This window comes from Pantoea agglomerans (assembly GCF_020149765.1).
Classification (GTDB): Bacteria; Pseudomonadota; Gammaproteobacteria; order Enterobacterales; family Enterobacteriaceae; genus Pantoea; species Pantoea alvi.
On record NZ_CP083809.1, the window covers coordinates 2815706 to 2838818 of the forward strand.

Annotated in this window: 22 protein-coding genes and 3 tRNA genes; 5 read left to right on the top strand and 20 right to left on the bottom strand. The window is 59.7% G+C overall.

Annotated features, from left to right (window positions below):
* Positions 1–195 precede the first annotated feature (195 nt).
* Positions 196–1248, bottom strand: coding sequence for a 3-deoxy-7-phosphoheptulonate synthase AroG (gene aroG / locus LB453_RS16215; protein WP_103794936.1), 1053 nt, complete (start codon positions 1246–1248; stop codon positions 196–198).
* A 288-nt stretch (positions 1249–1536) separates the two neighbouring features.
* On the opposite strand from aroG, the gene LB453_RS16220 reads away from it, so the two are divergent.
* The 4 genes from LB453_RS16220 (at position 1537) to zitB (ending at position 6556) form a co-directional block, all read left to right on the top strand.
* Positions 1537–1893, top strand: coding sequence for a YbgS-like family protein (locus tag LB453_RS16220; protein ID WP_103794937.1), 357 nt, complete (start codon positions 1537–1539; stop codon positions 1891–1893).
* An 88-nt stretch (positions 1894–1981) separates the two neighbouring features.
* Positions 1982–2563, top strand: a complete 582-nt coding sequence (locus tag LB453_RS16225; protein ID WP_103794938.1) for a response regulator transcription factor — start codon at positions 1982–1984, stop codon at positions 2561–2563.
* Positions 2545–5604, top strand: a complete 3060-nt coding sequence (locus tag LB453_RS16230) for an ATP-binding protein (protein ID WP_103794939.1) — start codon at positions 2545–2547, stop codon at positions 5602–5604. Before LB453_RS16225 ends, LB453_RS16230 begins: the two co-directional genes overlap by 19 nt.
* Positions 5594–6556, top strand: a complete 963-nt coding sequence (zitB, locus tag LB453_RS16235; protein ID WP_103794940.1) for a CDF family zinc transporter ZitB — start codon at positions 5594–5596, stop codon at positions 6554–6556. Before LB453_RS16230 ends, zitB begins: the two co-directional genes overlap by 11 nt.
* On the opposite strand, the gene pnuC is transcribed toward zitB, so the two are convergent.
* The 3 genes from pnuC to LB453_RS16250 form a co-directional block, all read right to left on the bottom strand.
* Positions 6550–7272, bottom strand: a complete 723-nt coding sequence (pnuC, locus tag LB453_RS16240; RefSeq protein WP_103794941.1) for a nicotinamide riboside transporter PnuC — start codon at positions 7270–7272, stop codon at positions 6550–6552. The genes zitB and pnuC overlap by 7 nt on opposite strands.
* Before the next feature lie 10 nt (positions 7273–7282).
* Positions 7283–8344 carry a quinolinate synthase NadA gene (gene nadA / locus LB453_RS16245; RefSeq protein ID WP_224481521.1) on the bottom strand — a complete coding sequence of 354 codons (1062 nt, stop codon included), beginning with the start codon at positions 8342–8344 and terminating at the stop codon, positions 7283–7285.
* Between the two features lie 126 nt (positions 8345–8470).
* Positions 8471–9001, bottom strand: a complete 531-nt coding sequence (locus tag LB453_RS16250) for a methylated-DNA--[protein]-cysteine S-methyltransferase (RefSeq protein WP_103794943.1) — start codon at positions 8999–9001, stop codon at positions 8471–8473.
* Between the two features lie 157 nt (positions 9002–9158).
* Between LB453_RS16250 and LB453_RS16255 the strand changes: the two genes are divergently transcribed.
* Entirely contained in the window at positions 9159–10631 is a 1473-nt protein-coding gene (locus LB453_RS16255) for an AlkA N-terminal domain-containing protein (protein WP_103794944.1), read from the top strand.
* Between the two features lie 259 nt (positions 10632–10890).
* On the opposite strand, the gene LB453_RS16260 is transcribed toward LB453_RS16255, so the two are convergent.
* The 16 genes from LB453_RS16260 to sucC form a co-directional block, all read right to left on the bottom strand.
* Positions 10891–10966: transfer RNA gene (locus LB453_RS16260), tRNA-Lys, on the bottom strand.
* Positions 10967–11008: 42 nt separating this feature from the next.
* Positions 11009–11084, bottom strand: a tRNA-Lys gene (locus LB453_RS16265).
* 68 nt (positions 11085–11152) lie between these two features.
* Positions 11153–11228 (bottom strand) — tRNA-Lys (locus tag LB453_RS16270).
* 166 nt (positions 11229–11394) lie between these two features.
* A complete protein-coding gene (gene cpoB / locus LB453_RS16275; protein WP_103794945.1) occupies positions 11395–12198 on the bottom strand; it encodes a cell division protein CpoB in 804 nt (267 codons plus the stop codon).
* A gap of 9 nt (positions 12199–12207) precedes the next feature.
* Positions 12208–12738 carry a peptidoglycan-associated lipoprotein Pal gene (gene pal / locus LB453_RS16280; RefSeq protein WP_033751676.1) on the bottom strand — a complete coding sequence of 177 codons (531 nt, stop codon included), beginning with the start codon at positions 12736–12738 and terminating at the stop codon, positions 12208–12210.
* 63 nt (positions 12739–12801) lie between these two features.
* The gene (gene tolB / locus LB453_RS16285) at positions 12802–14097 is read right to left on the bottom strand and encodes a Tol-Pal system beta propeller repeat protein TolB (protein WP_103794946.1); all 1296 of its coding nucleotides are present in this window, start codon (positions 14095–14097) and stop codon (positions 12802–12804) included.
* Positions 14098–14212: 115 nt separating this feature from the next.
* Complete coding sequence (tolA, locus tag LB453_RS16290) at positions 14213–15562, bottom strand: cell envelope integrity protein TolA (RefSeq protein WP_103794947.1); 1350 nt, start codon at positions 15560–15562, stop codon at positions 14213–14215.
* Between the two features lie 27 nt (positions 15563–15589).
* Entirely contained in the window at positions 15590–16018 is a 429-nt protein-coding gene (tolR, locus tag LB453_RS16295) for a colicin uptake protein TolR (RefSeq protein WP_033751683.1), read from the bottom strand.
* 13 nt (positions 16019–16031) lie between these two features.
* Positions 16032–16718, bottom strand: coding sequence for a Tol-Pal system protein TolQ (gene tolQ / locus LB453_RS16300; protein WP_033751685.1), 687 nt, complete (start codon positions 16716–16718; stop codon positions 16032–16034).
* Entirely contained in the window at positions 16715–17119 is a 405-nt protein-coding gene (ybgC, locus tag LB453_RS16305) for a tol-pal system-associated acyl-CoA thioesterase (protein ID WP_103794948.1), read from the bottom strand. The genes tolQ and ybgC overlap by 4 nt, the downstream gene beginning before the upstream one ends.
* Before the next feature lie 177 nt (positions 17120–17296).
* Positions 17297–17590, bottom strand: coding sequence for a cyd operon protein YbgE (gene ybgE, locus LB453_RS16310; RefSeq protein WP_103794949.1), 294 nt, complete (start codon positions 17588–17590; stop codon positions 17297–17299).
* On the bottom strand, positions 17590–17703 hold the full coding sequence (cydX, locus tag LB453_RS16315; protein WP_065426323.1) for a cytochrome bd-I oxidase subunit CydX: 114 nt from the start codon (positions 17701–17703) through the stop codon (positions 17590–17592). The genes ybgE and cydX overlap by 1 nt, the downstream gene beginning before the upstream one ends.
* Before the next feature lie 15 nt (positions 17704–17718).
* Entirely contained in the window at positions 17719–18858 is a 1140-nt protein-coding gene (gene cydB / locus LB453_RS16320; protein WP_103794950.1) for a cytochrome d ubiquinol oxidase subunit II, read from the bottom strand.
* An 11-nt stretch (positions 18859–18869) separates the two neighbouring features.
* Positions 18870–20441 carry a cytochrome ubiquinol oxidase subunit I gene (gene cydA, locus LB453_RS16325; RefSeq protein ID WP_103794951.1) on the bottom strand — a complete coding sequence of 524 codons (1572 nt, stop codon included), beginning with the start codon at positions 20439–20441 and terminating at the stop codon, positions 18870–18872.
* Between the two features lie 595 nt (positions 20442–21036).
* Complete coding sequence (sucD, locus tag LB453_RS16330; protein ID WP_013025067.1) at positions 21037–21912, bottom strand: succinate--CoA ligase subunit alpha; 876 nt, start codon at positions 21910–21912, stop codon at positions 21037–21039.
* A complete protein-coding gene (gene sucC / locus LB453_RS16335; RefSeq protein ID WP_103794952.1) occupies positions 21912–23078 on the bottom strand; it encodes an ADP-forming succinate--CoA ligase subunit beta in 1167 nt (388 codons plus the stop codon). The genes sucD and sucC overlap by 1 nt, the downstream gene beginning before the upstream one ends.
* Between the last annotated feature and the right edge of the window lie 35 nt (positions 23079–23113).

The following is a 23113-nucleotide window of genomic DNA, read 5'->3' on the forward strand; positions in this document are numbered from 1 at the left end:
GGCCTTTTTTATGGCTGCGAATTGAATGTTGAAAACTATAAAGGCGCACGGCATTCAAAACGCGGTAAGCATGGACCGAAGAGCAAAGCGTCCCGCGCCAGGGATGGCGCGGGCCGAGCGAGCATGGATGCCTTGAGCGACTTTACGATCGGTCCATGTTTGCCACGTCAGCACCTTGCTGTCCTTCGCTTTTAATCAGCCGCGGCGCTGCTTCACTGCTGCGGCCAGCTGGCGCAGCACCTTATCGGTGTCACTCCAGCCGATGCAGGCGTCGGTTATGCTCTTGCCGTAGACCAGCGGCTCGCCGCTCTCCAGGCTCTGGTTGCCCTCAACCAGATGACTCTCAATCATTACGCCGATAATGCCGCGCTCACCGCCCGAAATCTGCGCTGACACATCATCCGCCACTTCCATCTGCTTCTGATACTGCTTGCTGCTGTTGGCGTGGCTAAAGTCGATCATCACCTGCTGCGGCAGCCCCGCTTTCTCCAGCCCGGTTTTCACCGCGCTGACGTGCTGCGCGCTGTAGTTCGGCTCTTTGCCGCCGCGCAGAATAATATGGCAGTCGGCGTTGCCGCTGGTTTCGACAATCGCCGAGTGGCCATATTTGGTCACTGAGAGGAAACAGTGCGGCGAACCAGCGGCGTTGATGGCGTCGATCGCCACCTTGATGGTGCCGTCGGTGCCGTTTTTAAAGCCAACCGGACAGGAGAGCCCTGACGCCAGCTCGCGATGCACCTGCGATTCGGTGGTGCGCGCGCCGATAGCGCCCCAGCTCATCAGATCCGCCACATACTGCGGGGTAATCATATCGAGAAACTCGCCCGCCGCCGGCAGGCCGCTGTCATTGATCTCCAGCAGCAGCTGACGCGCCAGGCGCAGACCGTCGTTCAGCTGGAAGCTGCCGTCCATATAGGGATCGTTAATCAGCCCTTTCCAGCCAACGGTGGTGCGCGGCTTTTCAAAATAGACGCGCATAACCACTTCCAGCTCACCCTTCAGTTCGTCGCGCAGCTTCAGCAGGCGCGAGGCGTACTCTTTTGCCGCCTGCGGATCGTGAATGGAACAGGGGCCAATGACCACCAGCAGACGATCGTCTTCGCCCTGCAAAATCTGGTGGATCGACTCGCGCGCGCGGGCAACGGTGCGTGCGGCATTATCGGTTGCGGGAAACTTTTCCAGCAGCGCAACGGGAGGCAACAGCTCTTTAATATCGCGAATACGTAAATCATCATTCTGGTAATTCATAAATCATTCCATTTATTTCTGGCCCAACGCGCGTCGGGCACAACCCGTCCAATTTATCCCGTCGCGCCCGGAGTGTAAATTCAGGGCGCATCTTAAATGCACGCGTGAAATTTGCATTTATAGGGTTCTCAGCTAGGCTTTTACATGTAAGCACTGAGGAATGCTTCGCTTACATTATTTATCCCTTCCGGACGACCTTTGGGTGAAATTAAATTTCGCCGGAATCTCTTTGCGTCAAACTGCACCATCGGGTTCAAAACAGCAGCTATCATTGATTACAGGAGCATAATGATGAATAAGTTTGCAATTATCTTTCTGACGGCAGCAATGACTTTAGGCAGCGGCGTGGCAATGGCCGACAATAACGGTACGGCTAACCAGGCGGCTGAAGCAGGCGCAGCAGCGGGCGGCGCGAAACAGAATCTTCCGCCGAATAACGTCGACAACAGCAAAATTAATAATACCGGCACCAATACCAATCCAGCGGCCAACGGCGGCACCACCAGCGGTAGCAACATGTCCGCCAGTGAAATGGATCAGAATAGCCAGTGTAAAGATGGCAAGTGCCCGGATATTAACAGCAAGGTGCAAACCAAAGAGGGCGGCGGCACGGTCGACCGCAAAACTGACGGCACCTCGCAGTAATATCTTCTGGAGAGCTTCGGCTCTCCATTATTTTTCTCTGCGTTAACTTCCGCTATGCTGGGGCAATGAATTCTGTCAGGAAATGTTCATGGCCTCGCTGTTGTTAATAGACGATCACCCGCTGGTCGAAGTAGCGCTGGAAGCCGCGCTCGACCGGGCACCCTTTCCCATCCATTTACGCTCCGCCGCCAGCGAACAGCAGGCGCGCCAGCTGCTGACGCAGCCCACCGACATTATCGTGCTGGATATCGGCCTGCCGGACGGTGACGGGCTGGAGATCCTGCGTCGCCTCAAAATTCACTTCCCGCAGATCCCGGTGCTGATCTATTCGGCGCAGCAGAGCAGCCACTATGTGCGCAGCGCGCAGGCGCTGGGAGCGGCGGGCTACGTGGTCAAAAGCCAGCGGATGGAGCAGCTGCTGAGCGCAATTATCGCCGTGCTGGGGGGACAGCTCGCCTTTCCCCCCGAGGTAACCGCCCCTGCCCTGCCGCTTACCAGCAAAGAGCAGCAGGTGCTGGCGCTGCTGGCAAGCGGCCTCTCAAATCTGCAGATCGCCGAGCAGCTGCACATCAGCAATAAAACCGTCAGCACCCATAAAAAGAACATTCTGGAAAAAACCGGCGCGCGCTCCGTAGTGGAGCTGGCCGACCTGTGGAAAGCGCAGCAGTGAAACGATTTCTGCTGCTGCTGTTGCTTGCTCTGACGACTACGCTGGCCTGGGCCGAGCTGCGGCCGGTTAGCAGCCTGGATCTGCCGATGATGATGCCGGTCAGCGGCGCCGACGCGATGCAGGGAAAAACCCTGCAGGTCGGCCTGCTGGAGGAGAGCAACGCCCCCTGGACGATGCGCGTCGGTGACGAGCTTTATGGCCTGGACGCCGATGCGCTGGCCGCGCTGCATCAGCTCACCGGCGCCCGGTTTACGCTCAGGCTGTTCGCCGATCGCACGCAGCTGATGGCGGCGCTGCAGAGCGGCCAGATCGATTTTGCGCTGGGCGCGCTGGTGAACCCGCTTCCGCCGGGCGTGTTGCACAGCGAAAGCTGGTTCAGCAGCCCGCTGCGCATCTATCGCAGCCAGCGCAACGCCCGCGCCGTGATGTTTAACAGCGAGAATGCGCAGCTTGCCATCAGCGAAGTCACGCTGGCGCAGCTGCCCGCGGCGGTGGCGCAGAAGCACCGCTGGCGCACCTACAGTAATGACCTGCAGGCGATCTCGACGCTGCTTAACCAGCAGAACGACTATGTGGTGGCGGATGAGATCAGCGCCAGCTTTCTGCTCAGCCAGCTGCAGCAGGGCGAAATCTATCAGATCGCTTCGCAGCTGGATGTTGGCCAGCTGACGCTGCGCGCGTTTGCGCGCGATGCAGCGCTTATCGACTGGCTGAATCAGAGCCTGCGCCAGCTGCCCGCCGAGCTGGCGACCACCCTGCAGTCGCGCTGGGGCGCGCCGCTGCCGCGCTATCAGGATACGCAGACTCTGATGCTGAGCGCGGCGGAGCGCGCATGGCTCAGCGCCCATCCGGTGATCTATTACGCGGCGGAGAGCGACAACGCCCCCTGGAGCTACCGTGACGGCAACGGCGCGGCGCGCGGCTACAGCGTCGATCTGCTCAACGCCATCGCGCAGAGCAGCGGCGTGCGCTTCGCGCCGCGTTGGGTCGCCGGTCCGCAGCAGGCTGACGAACTGCTGGCGCAGCGTCAGGTGATGCTGCGGCTGACGCAGCCGCTCAACGGCGACGCCTCGCAAAACGCCACGCTGCCGGTCTGGCGCGCCCTGTGGGGCATCTACAGCCGCCGCGACGCCAGCTTCAGCCGCTGGCACGATCTGGCGGGCAAGCGGGTCGGTATCCTGCGTGACGATGTTGCGACGCGGCTGCTGCCGCCGGAGGTGACGCCGCAGGTGTTTGCCGATCGCGCCAGCCTGTATGAGGCGCTGGCAAACGGGCAGATCGACGCGCTGGCTGATAATGTGCTGTCAGCGCGCTGGCGCATCGCCGCGCGCTACGGCGATCGGCTGCGTCTCGCCTTTGCCGCCAGCGATATCGCCTGGCCAGTGGCGCTGGGCGTTGCCGCCGACCAGCCGCTGCTGCGTCCGCTGATCAACCGCGCGCTGCAGCAAATTCCCGTCGATACGCAGCGGCAGATGCGCGACGGCTGGCTGACGCCGCCGCAGCCGACCAATGCGATGACGATGCGTGCGCTACCCCAGCTGGTGCTGGCCGCGGCGGGCGTGGCCATCGTCGTGCTGCTGCTGCTGCTGGCGCGCCGTTACTGGCAGCAGCGGCGCGAACGTCTTCAGCGCCAGCAGGCCGAGCGCGCCAACGCGATGAAAAGCCAGTTTCTCGCCACCGTCAGCCATGAGCTGCGCACGCCGATGCAGGCGATCCTCGGTTTGCTGGAGCTGGAAAAAACGCGCTCTACCAACCTCTCGCTGGTCTACAGCAGCGCCCGCTCGCTGCTGACGCTGCTGAACGATCTGCAGGATCACGCGCGCATTGAGAGCAACAGCTTTACCCTTGCGCCGCGTCCGCTGGCGCTTAGGGCGTGGCTGGCACAGCAGCAGCGTTTTTATCACCCGCTGATGCGCGTGGGCGGCCCGACGCTGATCGTCGAGGCGCTGACGCCGCTGCCGGAATGCGTGCTGATCGATGCGGATCGGCTGCAGCAGGTGATCAATAACCTGATGACCAACGCGCTGAAATTTACCGCCCACGGCGAAATTCGCCTGACGCTCGCCGCCGGCGAGCAGCTGATATTTAACCTGCGCGACAGCGGCAGCGGCATTCCGCCGGAAGAGCAGCCGAAGCTGTTCGATCCCTGGTATCAGGCGCCGTCGGGCAAAAAGGTGTCGGTGCAGGGCAGCGGTCTGGGCCTGTTTATCTGCCGCGAGATCGTGCAGCGCATGGGCGGCGATATCACGCTGCGCTCACAGCCAGGCCAGGGTACCGACGTCACGGTGACGCTGCCGCTGGCGCGCTGCGAGGCCGCGCCGCAGGAGAGCGCCGCGCTGCCCCGCTACGCCGCGCTGCGCTGCGCCATCGTTGACGATCACCCCGCCAATCTGATGGTGCTGCAGCAGCAGCTGGCGCGCTTCGCCGTGGAGGCGGACTGCTTTGCCGACGGGCGCGCCCTGCTGCGCGCCGATGCCGAGCGCCCCTACGATCTGCTGTTTATCGATCAGATGATGCCGCGGCCGGATGGCCAGCTGCTGTTGAGGCTGCTGCGCCGCCGCGATCGTCAGCGCCAGCGCACCGCGCTGCGGGTGCTCTGCTCCGCCGACGCGCAGCTGCTGAGCCTGCCGCTGCAGGCAAACGAGCGCGTACTGATTAAGCCGGTGCAGCTCAGCGATCTCGCCGCGCTGCTGGCGCATTTCGACCAGGATCCGCTGGCGGCGCTGGATGACAATCTGCGCCAGCTGGCGCAGCAGAGCGAAAAATTTCTGGCCCGGCTCAGCCAGACGCTGCGCGACGCGCTGAACAACGACGTAGCGCGCATCACGGCGGCGCGCGCGGCGGGCGACTGGCCGCAGCTGGCGGAGGCGGCGCACCGCATGAAGGGGAGCTGGCTGCTTATCGGTCTGGAGCAAGGTGCTGAACTCAGCCAGCGGCTGGCAGATCGCGCCAGAGAGCAGCAGGACGCGCCGGATGAATGGGATTTGCTACTATTACTCACCAACAGGTTACTGATAAAACTGGACTCTTATGGCTCATAACCACACTCACAGCGCGCCGGCGGGCAATCGCAAACGCCTCGCGGCCGCTTTCGCCGTCACGGCAATTTTTATGCTGGCGGAGGCAGTCGGCGGCTGGATCTCCGGCTCGCTGGCGCTGCTGGCCGACGCCGGGCATATGCTTACCGACGCCGCCGCGCTGCTGATGGCGCTGCTGGCGGTGCAGTTCGCCCAGCGCAAGCCCAACGCGCGTCATACCTTTGGGCTGCTGCGTCTCACCACGCTGGCCGCCTTCGTCAACGCTATCGCCCTGCTGGTAATCACCGCCCTGATCGTCTGGGAGGCGCTGCGCCGCTTTTACCAGCCTCAGCCGGTGACCGGCGGGCTGATGCTCGGCATCGCGGTCGCGGGCCTGCTGGCCAACCTGCTCTCATTCTGGCTGCTGCATCACGGCAGCGAAGAGAAAAACCTGAACGTGCGCGCCGCCGCGCTGCACGTTATGGGCGACCTGCTCGGCTCGGTTGGGGCAATTGTCGCAGCGCTGATTATCCTCTATACCGGCTGGACGCCCATCGACCCGATTCTGTCGCTGCTGGTGTCACTGCTGGTGCTGCGCAGCGCCTGGGCGCTGCTGCGCGAGAGCCTGCATGAGCTGCTGGAAGGTGCGCCAGAGGTGATTAACGTTGAGAAGCTGGCGCGCGACCTGACGCTGAATATTCCGGAAGTGCGCAACGTGCACCATGTGCACGTCTGGCAGGTCGGCGAGAAGCCGGTGGTGACGCTGCATGTGCATGTGATCCCGCCTTACGATCACGATGCGCTGCTGCAGCGCATCCACCGCTATCTGCACCAGAAGTATCAGATTGGACACGCCACGGTGCAGATGGAGTATCAGCCGTGCGCCACGCCCGACTGCGAGCTGGGCTTTGACGACGACGGCTCAGACGCGGCGCACCACCATCATCATCACGGCGAACAGGCGCATCATCACTGACGCGCCAGCGCGCGCGAACCATGCTGGCGTGCGCTCGCTATCCACATCCGCGATCCGTTCAGGGCGATCAGCGTCAGGATGGCGTACTCCAGCGACATGGCGTATACCCCCTGGCGCGCAAAGATCATCACGCTGATAACGTTGATCACCACCCAGAGCAGCCAGTTTTCGACATATTTGCGCGTCATCAGGATCATCGCCACGATTGAGAGCACCATCATGCAGGCGTCCCAGAACGGGAAGGCGTCGGGCTGCAGCGTCGGCATCGCCACCTGCAGGCCGAGCGCGTTCATCAGCGACACGGCGATCTGCGTCAGAAAGGCGAAAACCGGATCGATATAGCGCGTCATCAGCGCAATGGCGATAACGCAGACCGCGCCCCACCCTAGCGCCTTCGGCAGCGGCAGCCAGCGGATTTTCAGCGCCGCCTGGCGATCGTCGGTCTGCCGGCTCCAGGCGTACCACCCATAGACGTTGGCGACGAAAAAGAAAAGCTGCAGCAGCAGGCTGGCGTAGAGCTGGATCTGAAAGAAGATGGCGGCAAACAGCGTGACGTTAATCAGGCCGAACGGATAGTTGATCACTTTCTCCAGGCTGGCGAGCCAGATGCAGAGCAGACCCGCCAGCGTGCCGATGGCTTCAATCCAGGAGAGATCGTAGCCGCCCGCGCCAAGCGGGATATGGACCAGGATATTGCTTGTGCTGAAAAAATCCATCATGCGTTCCTCAGGCGTTCCCTTTTACCTTCAGTTTAAGTGCCGCAGCAAAAGAGAGCATGCGGTTGAGCGGCAATAATGCCGCCTCGCGCAGCGCGGCATCAACCTCTATTTCATGCTGCGCGCCGCCCTGCTCCAGCCCGTCGGCGATCGCTTTCAGGCCGTTCATCGCCATCCACGGGCAGTGGGCGCAGCTGCGGCAGGTCGCCCCTTCGCCCGCGGTCGGCGCTTCCAGCAGGGTTTTTTCCGGCACCGCCTGCTGCATTTTGTAGAAGATACCGCGATCGGTCGCCACGATCATTTGCGGATGCGGCAGCCGCTGCGCCGCCTGAATCAGCTGGCTGGTCGATCCCACCGCGTCGGCGAGATCGACCACCGCCTGCGGCGATTCCGGATGCACCAGCACCGCCGCGTCGGGATAGAGCACCTTCATACGCAGCAGCGCCTGGGTTTTGAACTCGTCATGCACAATGCAGGCGCCCTGCCAGCAGAGCACGTCCGCGCCGGTTTTCTGCGTGACGTAGCGGCCGAGGTGGCGATCCGGCGCCCAGATGATTTTTTCGCCCAGGCTGTCGAGATGGTCGATCAGTTCAACCGCGATGCTGGAGGTGACCACCCAGTCGGCGCGCGCCTTGACCGCCGCCGAGGTGTTGGCGTAGACCACCACGGTGCGGTCGGGATGGGCGTCGCAGAAGGCGGTAAACTCGTCGATGGGACAGCCCAGATCGAGCGAACACTCCGCCTGCAGCGTTGGCATCAGCACGGTTTTTTCCGGGCTGAGGATTTTGGCGGTTTCGCCCATAAAACGCACCCCCGCCACCAGCAGCGTCGACGCCGGATGCGCGCTACCGAAGCGCGCCATCTCCAGCGAGTCCGCCACGCAGCCGCCGGTCGCTTCCGCCAGCGCCTGAATTTCCGGGTCGGTGTAGTAGTGAGCCACCATCACCGCGTCGCGCTCTTTAAGCAGGCGTTTGATTTTGCTCAGGTAAAATTCTTTTTCGTCGCCGCTGAGGCGCGCGGGTTTTGCTGGAAAGGGCCAGGCTGCGTTTTCTGTATCGAATAAAGCACTCATCACACCGCTCTCGTTTTATCAAATGAACGAAAATCGCTGAAAATGGCGAAAACCTGCGTTCAGCCCGCCATCATGTTTTATATGCTAAACAAGATAGCGGAAACGCGCAGCGGTGTCGTGCTCTTTTTATACGCGCGGCGGTGAAGGCTCCTCGGCAAACAGCGGCAGCACCGCCGCCTTTTGCGGCATTTCCAGATCCAGCAGAAAGGCTTTTACCTCCAGGCCGCCGGCAAAACCGGTCAGCTTGCCGTTGGCGCCGATGACGCGATGGCAAGGCGCCACGATCGAGATCGGGTTTCTGCCGTTGGCCGCGCCGACCGCGCGCACCGCCTGCGGATGGCCGATCTGGCGGGCGATTTCGCTGTAGCTGCGCGTTTCGCCAAAGGGGATCGCCACCAGCGCGCTCCACACTTTTTTCTGAAACTCGGTGCCGACAAAATCGAGCGGCAGCGTGAAGGCGCGGCGCTCGCCGGCAAAGTACTCCCGCAGCTGGCGTTCCGCCTCCATCAGAATCGGATGCGCCTCGTCGCGCGTTTGCGGCAGAAAGCGCGCGCCGTGCGGGTCGTCATTTTTCCAGAGGATGCCGGCAAGCCCGCGTTCGCTCGCCACCAGCTTCAGCTCGCCCACCGGCGTGGAGACAAGTTTGTAGTGATACATAATGCTGTTCTCCCTGTTTAAGACATCCGCTATTGTCGCATTTTAGCCATACTGCGCTGGCCGTTTTCGGCCACCAGACTAAACTGCTTTGCTGTCCGAAAACAGCGAGTCTGCATCAGAAAGCGGGTATAGGCTCTGTTTATTTGCAGGAGTCACTATGTTCGATCCTGAGATTGCTTATCAGGCGCTTACCTCGCGCGATACCCGTTTCGACGGCGTCTTTTTCGTCGGCGTTACCTCGACCGGCATCTACTGCCGCCCCATCTGCCCGGTTAAAGCGCCGCAGCAGAAGAACTGCCTGTTTTTCGCCAGCGCCGAAGCGGCGGAGAAGGCCCATTTCCGCCCCTGCCTGCGCTGCCGCCCCGAGCTTGCGCCGGGCAATGCGCCGGTCGATCAGCCTCACCGCGTGGCGGACAGGCTGATTCAGCGCATCGAAGAGGGCATGCTGGAGGAGAGCGAAGGGCTGGAGGCGATCGCCGCCGAGTTTGGCGTCAGCCTGCGCCAGCTGCGCCGCATCGTGCAGCAGGAGCTGGGCGTGTCGCCGCTGGAGCTGAAGCAGACGCGGCGCATGCTGCTGGCGAAGCAGCTGCTGACGGAGACGCAGCTGCCGGTGACGGAGGTTGCCTATGCCAGCGGCTTTAGCAGCCTGCGCCGCTTTAACGATGTGTTTCGGGCGCGCTATCGCCTGACGCCGAGCGCGCTGCGCAAAGGCGTCAGCGCCTCGACGCGCGCGCAGCCGGGCGACAGCACCACCCTGCTGATGGTCTACCGGCCGCCCTACGACTGGCAGGCGATGCTGGCCTTTTTGCAGACCCATGTGATGAAAGAGGTCGAGGCGGTGCAGGAGGACGCGTACCGCCGCACCGTGGCGCTGGGCCGCTGCCGCGGCTGGATCAGCGTGTCGCATCTGCCGCAGAAGAGCGCGCTCCAGCTGACGTTTTCTACCTCGCTGACGCCGGTGCTGCCGCTGCTGCTGCGCCGCCTGCGCGATCTGTTCGATCTTAACGCGCAGCCGCAGCTGATTGCTGCCCGGCTGGCGCAGGATGCGCTGCTGGCACCAGGCCTGGCGCGCCAACCCGGCCTGCGCGTGCCGGGCGCATTCGACGCCTTTGAGCTTGGCGTGCGCGCCATTATTGGTCAGCAGGTGACGGTGAAGGCCGCGACCACCGTGAGCAGCCGTTTTGCCGCCGCCTTTGGCGAGCCCTGCGTGACCCCCTTTGCCGATTTGACGCGCTACGCCGCGCTGCCGGAGCGCGTCGCCAGCCTGACGGTGGACGACGTCGCGCCGCTCGGTATCGTCAGCGCGCGTTCACGCGCCATTATCGCCTTTGCGCAGGCGTGCGCCGGGGGATCGCTGCGCTTTAACGCCACGCAGTCGCCGGAGGCGGTGATGAAGCAGCTGGTGGCACTGCCGGGCATCGGCCCCTGGACGGCGCACTATATTGCGATGCGCGCCCTGCGCTGGCCGGACGCGTTTCCCAAGGAGGATATCGCTATTCGTAATAATCTGGGCGGCCTGAAGCCCGCCGAGGCGGAGGCGCGTTCGCAGCAGTGGCGTCCGTGGCGCAGCTATGCGGTGATGCATATCTGGGAGAATCTCACCGCAGCAAAGGCGAAGAAAGAATCTTAACGAGGCGCAGGATAGCCATAGCTGCAGGTATAGTGCGCGGCGCAGAGGTAGCGAGCGCGATCGCAAAGGAATCCCACATCCCTGTGGGTCGTGCAGGATTTGCCTCGGCCCGTCCAGGACCTCGCCCTGCGGGTGATGCTGCGCATCAGCCTGAATCGCCTCGGCGATTCAGTCGAACCTGCGCAGCTTCTCATCCTGCACGCTAGCCTGCGTGCGCACAGAAACGAAAAAAGCGCCCAGTGGGCGCTTCTTTCTGAATTGGTGGGTCGTGCAGGATTCGAACCTGCGACCAATTGATTAAAAGTCAACTGCTCTACCAACTGAGCTAACGACCCGCTCGGGGCTTACAACCCGCAAACCTGAAGCCTGCGTAAAGATGGTGGGTCGTGCAGGATTCGAACCTGCGACCAATTGATTAAAAGTCAACTGCTCTACCAACTGAGCTAACGACCCATCTTTAGGTTGTGAAGCAATGCTGAAGTTTCGCAGCAACAGAGAAGAAAACCTGTTCGCTGAGAAGATGGTGGGTCGTGCAGGATTCGAACCTGCGACCAATTGATTAAAAGTCAACTGCTCTACCAACTGAGCTAACGACCCATCTTCAGGCTTGCCAGACACATTTGCAATCTGTCCCGGCAACGGCGGCATATATTACTGATTTACCGAGGTAGCGCAACCCTTATTTTCCACCAGCAGCGTCAACTGCTTACCTTTCATGCTGCCAGACCAGAAATCAGGCAAATTCCGGTGCTGGCTGCACAAATTACAGCCCGTCGAGACGTTTTTGCGCCTGCTTTGCCGAATCGGTATTGGGGTAAAGTTTTATCACCTGCTGGAAAACGGCCTTAGCTTTCGCCGTGTCCTTTTTCTCCTGCATGATAACGCCAACCTTTAACAACGCTTCAGCCGCCTTCGGCGACTTCGGGTAATTTTTAACCACGGTGGCGTAATAGTACGCCGCGTCGTCTTTTTTACCCTTGTTGTAGTTCAACTGACCCAGCCAGTAATTGGCGTTCGGCTGGTAGGTTGAGTCAGGATAGCGCTTGACCCACGCCTGCAGCGCGGTAATCGCCTGGTCATACTGTTTTTTTTCCAGAATCAGCGCCACCGCGGCGTTATAGTCGCTGTTGGCGTCGCCGCTCTGCACCGGCGCGCCTGATGAGGCTGCTGCCGCGCCGCCTGCGTCTGCCGCTGCGCCGGTATCGGCGCTCGCCGCTGGCGCATCCGTGCCGCTTTGCGCCGCGCTGTTTGCGCCGCTGCTGCTCAGGCTGTCGATCTGCTGATAGAGCTGCTTCTGCCGCTCGATAACCTGATTAAGCTGGTAGCTGTTTTGCTGGATTTGCCCGCGCAGCGAATCGATATCGCTTTGGTTGTCACTCATCTGCTGCTGCAGTTGCTGCAGAAGCTGAGCCTGGGCGTTGGAAATGCGTTCAAGAGTGGTGACGCGGTCTTCGACCGAGCCAGAGCCGACGTTACTGATTGATGCCTGGGCATTAGCGGCCCAGGGGGCCGCTACGCCAACCAGTAACGACAGACCCAACAGGTGAAGTCTGAAGTTACTAATCATGTGATTCTCTTAGTAGACCAGAACGGCACGACGGTTTTTAGAGTAAGCCGCTTCGTCATGACCCAGAACAGCCGGTTTCTCTTTACCGTAAGAGACGATAGACATCTGGTCAGCCGACACGCCTTTGCCCTGCAGGTACATCTTCACGGCGTTAGCACGACGCTCGCCCAGTGCGATGTTGTATTCCGGCGTACCGCGCTCATCCGCGTGACCTTCGATGGTCACTTTGTATGACGGGTTGCTGCGCAGGAAGGCTGCGTGCTGGTCCAGCATCTGAGCGTAGTCAGACTGCACGTCATACTTGTCCAGACCGAAGTAGACGATGTTGTTCTGCTGCAGCTGCTGCATCTGCAGACGCGCCTGCTCGTCAGAAGACATGTTGCCGTTGCCGCTGCCGTTCATGCCAGCACCGTTGCCGTAAGCGCCGTCAGCGCCCATGCCAGTCTGGTCATTGTTGTTGTTTTTGTGTGAGCTACAAGCGGCTACAGCCAGAACCGGCAGAGCCAGCATCAACCCTTTCAGCACTTTGTTCAGTTGCATTTTTTTATCCTGTTATATTGTTTATCATACATTTAACCCCCTGCTGCGCAGGGGACCTATGCATTACAGATACGGCGACCAGGCAGGTGATTTTACCTGTCCATCAGTTGCCGGAAGACGCGCTTTGAAACGCCCATCTGTTGATACCAACTGCAACACGGAACCCATCCCCTGAGTAGAGCTATAGATTACCATCGTGCCGTTTGGAGCCAGACTTGGCGATTCATCCAGGAACGTGCTCGTTAACGTTTGAACGGCTCCCGTTACCAGATCCTGTTTGGCGACATGCTGAGCGCCACCGGCGCTGCTGATCATCACCATGGTTTTACCATCGGCAGAGACATCCGCATCCTGGTTTTGTGAACCTTCCCAGGTAATACGTTGTGGCGCACCGCCGTTGATACCAATTTTATAAATTTGAGGCGCTCCAGCCTGATCCGAGGTGTACGCCAGCGTCTGGCTATCCGGGAACCAGCTCGGTTCTGTGCTGTTGTAGCGACCGTCGGTGATTTGACGCGTCTGGCCGGAAGCCAGGTCCATCACATAGAGGTTCAGGCTGCCTGTTTTTGACAGCGCGAAAGCGAGTTTCGTCCCATCCGGCGAGAAGGCCGGCGCGCCGTTATGACGCGGGAATGAGGCAACCTGGCGAATAGCACCGTTTGACAGCGTCTGCACCACCAGCGCCGATTTACCGCTTTCAAAGGTCACGTAGGCCACTTTGCTGCCGTCTGGCGACCAGGCCGGAGACATCAGCGGCTGAGGCGAGCGGTGCACCACAAACTGGTTAAAGCCATCGTAGTCAGAGACGCGCAGCTCATACGGGAACTGGCCGCCGTTGGTCTGCACCACGTAGGCGATACGGGTACGGAACGCGCCCTTAACGCCGGTCAGCTTTTCGAACACTTCGTCGCTGGCGGTGTGCGCAGCATAGCGCAGCCACTGTTTAGTAACTTTGTAAGAGTTCTGCGCCAGAACGGTTCCCGGCGCGCCGCCGGTGTCCACCAGCTGATAGGCAACCTGATAGCTGCCATCTGGATTCGGCGTGACCTGACCAACGACCACCGCATCGATACCCAGCGCGCTCCAGGCGGCAGGCTGAACTTCCTGCGCGCTGGTCGGCTGCTGCGGCAGACGTGAACGATCGATGGGATTGAATTTACCGCTGTTGCGTAAGTCAGCAGAGACGATGCCGCCAACATCCTCAGGCGCGGCGCCTGAGCCAGCCCATTTAAACGGCACCACACCAATTGGACGCGCGGTGTTTACGCCCTGCGTAATTTCAATGCGTACTTCTGCGTGGAGCATTGCCGCCCACAGCAGAACAAAAAAACCTAAGGTTACACGAAGTGCCTGCTTCATCTTTTCTCCCTTACCTGAACCTGAGTTCACGATAATTCGCACAGTTCCTGAAAAACACGAGTATTCATTAAGTACGGCAAGCTAACCTTAGTCCAACCTGCCGTGGGTTACTGCATTATTCCGGTTTGAAACGCATCGGCGCGTTTTTAAACACTTCATAGACTGCTTGCGATGGCGGCTTAGGAATACGAGCCTGCTTCGCAGCAGCAATCGCCGCCTGGCATAATGCCGGGTCGCCACCTTCAGATTTAACGTCAATCAGCAAACCATCGGGCGCCAGCTTGATACGCAGGTTACACTCTTTCCCCTTATAAGTATCAGCATCGTAGAAGCGGCTCTGAATCGCGCCTACAACCTGCCCCAGATAAGAGTTGATCTCTGCGCCTGACGCGCCGGCTTTCTTCTGATTGCCCTGCCCTGCCGCGCCGCCGCCAGCGGTGCCACTTTTCGGCGCATTCTTACCAGAGGTCAGGCCGCCAAGCAGATCGTCGACGTCACTGCTGTTTTTCGCCGCTTCCGCCGCCGCTTTTTTCTTCGCGTCGGCGGCAGCCTTCGCTTTCGCGGCCGCATCGGCTTTGGCTTTCGCCTCGGCCGCCGCTTTCTCTTTAGCGGCTTCCGCTTTTTCTTTTGCTTCCTGCGCCGCCTTCTCTTTGGCTGCTTCAGCTTTCTCTTTTGCTTCCTGCGCCGCCTTCTCTTTGGCCACTTCAGCTTTCTCTTTCGCTTCCTGCGCCGCCTTCTCTTTGGCCGCTTCAGCTTTCTCTTTCGCTTCCTCGGCCGCTTTGGCCTTCGCCTCCTGCGCCGCTTTGGCTTTCGCCTCCGCTGCGGCTTTCGCCTTCGCATCGGCTGCTGCTTTTGCCTCGGCTACCGCTTTCTCTTTGGCGGCGGATGCGGCGGCGGCTTTCGCCTGCTCTTCCGCTTTTTTCTTCGCGTCGGCAGCAGCCTGTTTCGCCTGCTCTTCCGCCTTCTGCGCCGCCTCGGCAGCCGCTTTGGCCTGCGCCTGCGCTTCCGCTTTCGCATCAGCTTTCGCCTGCGCCGCGGCCGCCTCAGCCGCTTTCTGCTGCTCCTGCGCTGCTTTGGCTGCGGCTTCCGCCTGTTTCTGCTGCTCAGCCTGCGCTTTCGCCGCTTCCTGCGCCTGCAGGCGCTCTTTTTCCAGCGCTTTCAGACGCTGCTGTTCCGCGGCCTGCTTCTGCTGCAGCTCTTCAGCCTGCTGCTGCGCCTGTTTCTCACGCTGCTTCTCGGCGCGCTGACTGTCGCTTTTCTGGTTCTGCTGACGATTGTACTGCTCGACCACGGCGCCGGGATCGACCATTACCGCGTCGATGTCGCTGCCGCCGCCGCCGCCGCTCGCCTCAATCTTCTCGTTGAACGAGCTCCAGATCAGCAGGGCGATCAGCACCACGTGCAGAGCCACCGATATAATTATCGCGCGCTTTAACTTCTCGTTTTGCTCGGTTGCCTTCGACACACTCGGTTCCCAAAAAACGGTTCGACTTTAAATCGGCTGCGTCATCAAACCGACAGATTTAACGCCTGCCTGGTGCAGCAGGTTGAGCGCTTTAATAATTTCGTCATAGGGCACATCCTTCGCGCCGCCGATTAAAAAGACGGTTTTCGGATTCGCCTCGATGCGACGCTGCGCCTCGCTTACCACCTGCTCCGGCGGCAGCTGCTCCATACGATCGTGATCCACCACCAGGCTGTACTGGCCAACGCCCGAGACCTCAACGATGACCGGCGGATTATCGTCGCTGGAGACCGTTTTCGAATCGGTGGCGTCCGGCAGATCCACTTCTACGCTCTGGGTAATGATCGGCGCTGTCGCCATAAAGATCAGCAGCAGCACCAGCAGGACGTCGAGCAGCGGAACGATATTGATTTCCGATTTCAGGTCGCGGCGGCCGCGACCACGTACTCTGGCCATGGGTTACCTCCGCTTACTTCGCGCTGTCGCTGGAGAAGGCCTGACGGTGCAGGATGGCCGTAAACTCTTCCATAAAGTTGTCGTAGCCCTGCTCCAGCTTGTTAACGCGCTGGTTCAGTCGGTTGTAGGCCATTACCGCCGGAATTGCCGCAAAGAGGCCGATCGCGGTGGCGATCAGGGCTTCAGCGATGCCGGGTGCAACCATCTGCAACGTCGCCTGTTTCACCGCGCCCAGCGCGATAAAGGCGTGCATAATGCCCCATACGGTGCCGAACAGGCCGATATAGGGACTGATAGAGCCGACGGTGCCGAGGAAAGGAATATGGTTTTCCAGCGTTTCCAGCTCGCGGTTCATCGAGATGCGCATTGCGCGGCTGGCCCCCTCCACCACCGCTTCAGGCGCGTGGCTGTTGGCGCGGTGCAGACGGGCGAACTCTTTAAAACCGGCGTAGAAGATCTGCTCTGAACCGCTCAGCTCTTCGCGGCGCCCCTGACTCTCCTGATAGAGACGCGACAGCTCGATGCCGGACCAGAATTTATCTTCAAAGGCTTCCGCCTCGCGTCCCGCCGCGTTCAAAATTCGGGTGCGCTGAATAATGATGGCCCATGAGGCAATGGAAAAGCCGATCAAAATCAACATGATAAGTTTGACCAGAAGGCTCGCCTTCAGGAACAAATCAAGAACGTTCATGTCAGTCACTGCTTGAACTCCGCGACAATAGACTTGGGAAGCGCAATCGGCTTCATAAGATGTGGGTTAATGCAGGCAATCAGGACTTCTGCTTCATTCAGGACTCTGCCTTCTGCATTCACGATACGCTGGGAAAATGTCATGGTTGCGCGCGTCATCGCGGTCACTTCGCTCTGGATCTCCAGAAGGTCGTCAAGACGCGCCGCCGCAACATAGTCCACCGTCATGCGCCGCACCACAAAAGCCACCTGCTGTTCCAGCAGCCTTTGCTGATTGAAATGGCGCTGACGCAGCATTTCGGTACGTGCTCGTTCATAAAAAGCGATATAGCTGGCATGGTAAACCACGCCACCAGCATCGGTGTCTTCGTAATAGACCCGAACCGGCCAGCGAAACAGCGTTGTACTCACTCTACATCCCGGTCTCGTTTTTAAACGTTGCTACTATACGCAAGAGATTTGGGGTTGGGAATGGGATGCCAGAGCCAGGAGAAAATAATTATCGGAAGGTAACAATCAGAAGGATTTTCAGTAGATTTCTTGACCTGCCGCTGACAATACCCCACGACCAGCGGCGGAAATTGCTCGTCAGCGCCAGAACCAGTAGAGCGCAAACAGCAGAACGATCAGGGCCACCAGCGGCGAGAAGAGCGCCTGCCAGCGCGTGCGACGCGGATGAAAGCCTGTGCCGTGGATCACGCCAGCGCAGACCGCCCAGATAACCAGAATGCCCTGCCAGACCGACAGCGTGCTGGTGTGCGCGGCGTAGCGCGAGGGATCCCAGAATAAGCAGCCCGCAACAATCAGCGCCAGGATGAGCGAAAGGGCCCGCAAGGGCCCTTTGTTCATCAGACGGTATGACGTCCGAATCAGTTTGCGCATCAGGCGCGCTCGTCCTGCGCGGCGCTATCTTCAACGTGCTCCAGCGCCAGCGCGGTGATGATGCCGAAAGCGCAGGCCAGCAAGGTGCCGAGAATCCAGGCAAAGTACCACATGCGTCGTCTCCTTAATCAGTAGAGAGAGTGCGTATTGCGCTCAATATGTTCTTTAGTAATACGCCCGTACATCTTGTAGTAGCACCAGCTGGTGTAGGCCAGAATAATCGGGACGAAGATAATGGCGGCAAAGGTCATCACCGTCAGGGTGCGCTGGCTCGAGGTGGAGTCCCACATTGTCAGGCTCATGCCGGGTTCAATGCTCGACGGCATGATAAAGGGAAACAGCGCGATGCCGGCGGTCATAATCACGCACGCCAGCGTCAGCGACGAGCTGATGAACGCCCAGCCCCCCTTCTCGCAGCGCGAGAAGATCACCGTCAGCAGCGGCAGCAGCACGCCGAGCAGCGGGAAGAGCCACAGCACCGGCATATGGTTAAAGTTCGCCAGCCAGGCGCCCGCCTCGCGCACCACGGTTTTACCCAGCGGGTTCGACGCCGCGTGGTGATCGATGGCGCTGGTAATCACGTAACCGTCGATGCCATATTTCACCCAGACGCCCGCCAGCGCGAAGCAGACCAGCATCACCAGCGCCGCCACCTGCGCCACCGCGCGCGACCGCAGGTGCAGCTCGCCCTCGGTACGCATCTGCAAATAGGTCGCGCCCTGGGTCAGGATCATCGCCACGCTGACCACGCCCGCCAGCAGCCCGAACGGATTGAGCAGCTGGAAGAAGTTGCCGGTGTAGTCGAGGCGCAAAAATTCATCCGCATGGAACGGCACGCCCTGCAGCAGATTGCCGAACGCCACGCCAATAACCAGCGGCGGCACAAAGCTGCCGATGAAAACGCCCCAGTCCCACATGCCGCGCCAGCGCATATCTTCAATTTTAGAACGATAATCGAAACCCACTGGACGAAAAAAGAGTGACGCCAGTACCAGAATCATCGCCACATAGAAGCCGGAGAAGGCGGCGGCATAGACCATCGGCCAGGCGGCAAACAGCGCGCCGCCGGCGGTGATCAGCCAGACCTGGTTGCCGTCCCAGTGCGGCGCGATGCTGTTGATCATAATGCGGCGTTCGGTGTCGTTGCGCCCCATCAGACGCGTCAGCATGCCGACGCCCATATCAAAGCCGTCCGCCACGGCGAAGCCCACCAGCAAGATGCCGATCAGCAGCCACCAGACAAAGCGCAGAACTTCATAATCAAACATGGTTGCTCTCCTTAACCGCGTGCCGGCTCAGCCGCCGTTGCGACCTGCTCATGGTGATAGCGTCCGGTTTTCAGGCTGCTCGGCCCGAGGCGCGCGAATTTAAACATCAGGTACATCTCCGCCACGAGGAAGAGCGTGTAGAGACCGCAGATCAGCAGCATGGAAAAGAGCAGATCGCCTACGGTCAGCGAGGAGTTGGCCACCGAGGTCGGCAGCACTTCGCCAATCGCCCACGGCTGACGGCCATATTCGGCGACGAACCAGCCCGCCTCGACCGCAATCCACGGCAGCGGCATGCCGTAGAGCGCCGCCTTCAGCAGCCAGCGAGACTTGCCGACGCGGTTGCGGATCACGCTCCAGAAGGAGAAGGTAATAATGCCCAGCAGCAGCACTCCCGCCAGCACCATGATACGGAAGGCGAAATAGAGCGGCGCCACGCGCGGAATAGAGTCTTTCACCGCCTGTTTGATTTGCGCCTCGGTGGCATCCGCCACGTTCGGGGTATAGCGTTTCAGCAGCAGCCCATAGCCCAGATCCTCTTTGCTCTGGTCGAAGGCCGCGCGCACCGCCGGATCCTCGCTGCCGCCGCGCAGCTGGTTCAGCAGCGCGTAGGCTTTCATGCCGTTGCGGATGCGCACCTCATGCTGCGCCATCAGATCTTTCAGGCCGGTGACCGGCGTATCGATAGATCGCGTGGCGATCAGGCCAAGCAGGCCAGGGATCTGCACCGCCGCGGCGTTTTCCTGTTTCTCCTGATTCGGCAGGCCAAACAGCGTAAAGGCTGCCGGCGCAGGCTGGGTTTCCCATTCGGCTTCGATGGCGGCGAGCTTGGTTTTCTGCACGTCGCCCATTTCGTAGCCCGACTCATCGCCCAGCACGATAACCGACAGCACGGCCGCCATGCCGAAGCTGGCCGCAATGGCGAACGAACGCTTCGCAAAGGCAACGTCGCGGCCCTTCAGCAGATACCAGGCGCTGATGCCGAGGATAAACATCGCGCCGGTGGTGTAGCCCGCCGCCACGGTATGCACAAACTTCACCTGCGCTACCGGGTTAAGCACCAGCTCAGAGAAGCTCAGCATCTCCATACGCATGGTTTCGTAGTTAAACGCCGAGGCGATGGGATTCTGCATCCAGCCGTTCGCCACCAGGATCCAGAGCGCCGACAGGTTAGAACCGAGCGCCACCAGCCAGGTGACCGCCAGATGCTGCGTTTTGCTCAGGCGATCCCAGCCGAAGAAAAACAGGCCGACAAAGGTGGATTCCAGGAAGAACGCCATCAGCCCTTCAATGGCGAGCGGCGCACCGAAGATGTCGCCGACGTAGTGAGAGTAATAAGACCAGTTAGTCCCGAACTGAAACTCCATGGTCAGGCCGGTAGCTACCCCCAGCGCAAAGTTAATGCCGAATAACTTGCCCCAGAATTTAGTCATATCTTTATAGATTTGTTTGCCGCTCAGGACGTAAACCGTTTCCATAATGGCCAGCAAAAACGCCATACCCAGCGTAAGCGGGACAAACAGGAAATGGTACATCGCCGTTAAGGCAAACTGTAAACGCGACAGCTCGACGATATCTAGCATAATGACTCCTTGCTCCTCGCATGACCTTACTTTGCGAATAACAACGACGAACAGCTGGCATTAACGCAGTGAATAAGATCAGGAACGACTGTTTATTAATTCCAGTTTTTTATTACTGATAGATCTCACTCATTCGCGGCCCGAGGTGAGCGAGTAACAGTGGTGAAACTTCCCCGAAAAACACCATTCAGTTCAATTTCAGGCTGGCGAGAGAAAAGCGGCCGGCATTGATTTACCGCTAATTAGCGCAATCTCCTGAGTGTATTTGGAAGCGACTGAATTGATGCAGCGCAATTAAAACCGGTTGGCTTACGCTTTGCCAGCGGTAAAGTTTGTTAAATAGCGGGGTTTGTTGATCTGGATTAAAGCTTTTAATATCGCGATATGTAGCAATAAGAATATTGTTAATTAGTTGTCACTGATAAATAGCGTAATTAAGAAAAGCATTACCTTTCATCTCACTTTTTAACTTTCCTTCTTAAAAGAAACTTTTTGGCTTCTCCCCGCCAGAATAACGGATCGCACCGCCCTGCTCTCGCCGCAGGCAAAAAAAAAGCCACCCCGAAGGGTGGCCTGATAGCTGATGCATCCGCGCTTATTTCGCCGGCAGCACCGCTTTTACCGCGTCGCCGATATCTGCGAGGCTGCGCACGGTTTTCACGCCCGCCGCTTCCAGCGCCGCGAACTTCTCGTCCGCCGTGCCTTTACCACCGGCGATGATTGCGCCCGCATGGCCCATACGCTTGCCTTTCGGCGCGGTCACGCCGGCGATATAGCCAACAACCGGCTTGGTAACGTGCTCTTTAATGAACGCCGCCGCCTCTTCTTCCGCGCTGCCGCCGATCTCACCGATCATCACGATCGCTTCGGTCTGCGGGTCATCCTGGAACATTTTCAGGATGTCGATGAAGTTAGAGCCTGGGATCGGGTCGCCGCCGATGCCGACGCAGGTCGACTGGCCGTAGCCGATGTCCGTGGTCTGCTTCACCGCTTCATAGGTCAGGGTGCCTGAACGCGACACGATGCCGACGCGGCCCGGCTGGTGAATGTGGCCCGGCATGATGCCGATTTTGCATTCGCCTGGGGTGATCACGCCCGGACAGTTCGGGCCGATCATACGCACGCCCGCTTCGTCCAGCTTCATTTTCACCGTCAGCATATCCAGCGTCGGGATACCTTCGGTGATGGTGATGATCAGTTTGATACCGGCATCAATCGCTTCCAGGATACCGTCTTTGCAGAACGGTGCCGGAACGTAGATTACGGTTGCGGTCGCGCCAGTGGCTTCTACCGCTTCGCGCACGGTGTTGAACACTGGCAGGCCGAGATGGGTGGTGCCGCCTTTACCTGGCGTCACGCCGCCAACCAGCTGCGTGCCGTAGGCCAGCGCCTGTTCAGAGTGGAACGTACCCTGACCGCCAGTGAAACCCTGGCAAATCACTTTAGTGTTTTTGTCGATCAGAATAGACATTATTTCCCCTCCGCAGCCGCAACAACGCGCTGTGCCGCGTCTGTCAGGCTGGTTGCTGCAATGATGTTCAGGCCGCTGTCCGCCAGTTTCTGTGCGCCCAGCTCAGCGTTGTTTCCTTCCAGACGTACCACAACCGGTACGTTAACGCCCACTTCGGCTACCGCGCCGATGATGCCGTCAGCAATCAGGTCGCAGCGTACGATGCCGCCGAAGATGTTGACGAATACCGCTTTTACCGCGTCGTCGGAGAGGATGATTTTAAAGGCTTCGGTAACGCGCTCTTTGGTAGCGCCGCCGCCTACGTCGAGGAAGTTAGCCGGCTGGCCGCCGTGGTGCTTAACGATGTCCATGGTGCCCATCGCCAGGCCTGCGCCGTTAACCATACAGCCGATGTTGCCTTCCAGCGCCACGTAGTTCAGTTCCCACTGCGTAGCGTGTGCTTCACGCGGGTCTTCCTGGCTCGGATCGCGCATTTCACGCAGCTCCGGCTGGCGGAACAGCGCATTGCCGTCCACGCCCAGTTTGCCGTCGAGGCAGACCAGGTCGCCCTGCTTAGTGATCACCAGCGGGTTGATCTCTACCAGCGCCAGGTCGCGCTCGAGGAACATGGTCGCCAGGCCCATAAAGATTTTGGTGAACTGGCTGACCTGCTTACCGGTCAGGCCGAGTTTGAACGCCAGCTCGCGGCCCTGATAAGGCTGCGGGCCCGCCAGCGGATCGAGCGCCATTTTGTGGATCAGGTGCGGGGTCTCTTCCGCCACTTTCTCAATCTCAACGCCGCCTTCGGTAGAAGCCATAAAGACCACGCGACGGGTAGCACGGTCAACCACCGCGCCCAGGTAGAGTTCCTGATCGATGTCGGTCGCCGCTTCAACCAGGACCTGGTTTACCGGCTGCCCTTCGGCGTCAGTTTGATAGGTCACCAGGCGTTTGCCCAGCCAGTGTTCAGCGAAAGCACGAATATCTTCCTTGCTGTTAACCACTTTCACGCCGCCCGCTTTACCGCGTCCACCGGCATGAACCTGACATTTTACTACCCACGGGCCTGCACCAATTTTAGAGGCCGCTTCTTCTGCTTCGCGTGGCGTAGTACAGGCGTAGCCAGTGGGTGCCGGCATACCATACCGTGCAAACAGCTGTTTCGCCTGGTATTCGTGTAAGTTCATGATGTTCTATCCATTCAGGTCTGAAAAGATTAATA

What these genes read in the sequence shown, in the direction of transcription:
- LB453_RS16255 (WP_103794944.1), top strand. Translation starts at nt 9,159, where the DNA reads ATGTTCGATCCTGAGATTGCTTATCAGGCGCTTACCTCGCGCGATACC.
- LB453_RS16225 (WP_103794938.1), top strand. Translation starts at nt 1,982, where the DNA reads ATGGCCTCGCTGTTGTTAATAGACGATCACCCGCTGGTCGAAGTAGCG.
- sucC (WP_103794952.1), bottom strand. Translation starts at nt 23,078, where the DNA reads ATGAACTTACACGAATACCAGGCGAAACAGCTGTTTGCACGGTATGGT.
- LB453_RS16220 (WP_103794937.1), top strand. Translation starts at nt 1,537, where the DNA reads ATGATGAATAAGTTTGCAATTATCTTTCTGACGGCAGCAATGACTTTA.
- cpoB (WP_103794945.1), bottom strand. Translation starts at nt 12,198, where the DNA reads ATGATTAGTAACTTCAGACTTCACCTGTTGGGTCTGTCGTTACTGGTT.
- tolR (WP_033751683.1), bottom strand. Translation starts at nt 16,018, where the DNA reads ATGGCCAGAGTACGTGGTCGCGGCCGCCGCGACCTGAAATCGGAAATC.
- tolB (WP_103794946.1), bottom strand. Translation starts at nt 14,097, where the DNA reads ATGAAGCAGGCACTTCGTGTAACCTTAGGTTTTTTTGTTCTGCTGTGG.
- sucD (WP_013025067.1), bottom strand. Translation starts at nt 21,912, where the DNA reads ATGTCTATTCTGATCGACAAAAACACTAAAGTGATTTGCCAGGGTTTC.
- cydX (WP_065426323.1), bottom strand. Translation starts at nt 17,703, where the DNA reads ATGTGGTACTTTGCCTGGATTCTCGGCACCTTGCTGGCCTGCGCTTTC.
- cydA (WP_103794951.1), bottom strand. Translation starts at nt 20,441, where the DNA reads ATGCTAGATATCGTCGAGCTGTCGCGTTTACAGTTTGCCTTAACGGCG.
- zitB (WP_103794940.1), top strand. Translation starts at nt 5,594, where the DNA reads ATGGCTCATAACCACACTCACAGCGCGCCGGCGGGCAATCGCAAACGC.
- nadA (WP_224481521.1), bottom strand. Translation starts at nt 8,344, where the DNA reads ATGAGTGCTTTATTCGATACAGAAAACGCAGCCTGGCCCTTTCCAGCA.
- LB453_RS16250 (WP_103794943.1), bottom strand. Translation starts at nt 9,001, where the DNA reads ATGTATCACTACAAACTTGTCTCCACGCCGGTGGGCGAGCTGAAGCTG.
- cydB (WP_103794950.1), bottom strand. Translation starts at nt 18,858, where the DNA reads ATGTTTGATTATGAAGTTCTGCGCTTTGTCTGGTGGCTGCTGATCGGC.
- aroG (WP_103794936.1), bottom strand. Translation starts at nt 1,248, where the DNA reads ATGAATTACCAGAATGATGATTTACGTATTCGCGATATTAAAGAGCTG.
- ybgE (WP_103794949.1), bottom strand. Translation starts at nt 17,590, where the DNA reads ATGCGCAAACTGATTCGGACGTCATACCGTCTGATGAACAAAGGGCCC.
- pnuC (WP_103794941.1), bottom strand. Translation starts at nt 7,272, where the DNA reads ATGGATTTTTTCAGCACAAGCAATATCCTGGTCCATATCCCGCTTGGC.
- pal (WP_033751676.1), bottom strand. Translation starts at nt 12,738, where the DNA reads ATGCAACTGAACAAAGTGCTGAAAGGGTTGATGCTGGCTCTGCCGGTT.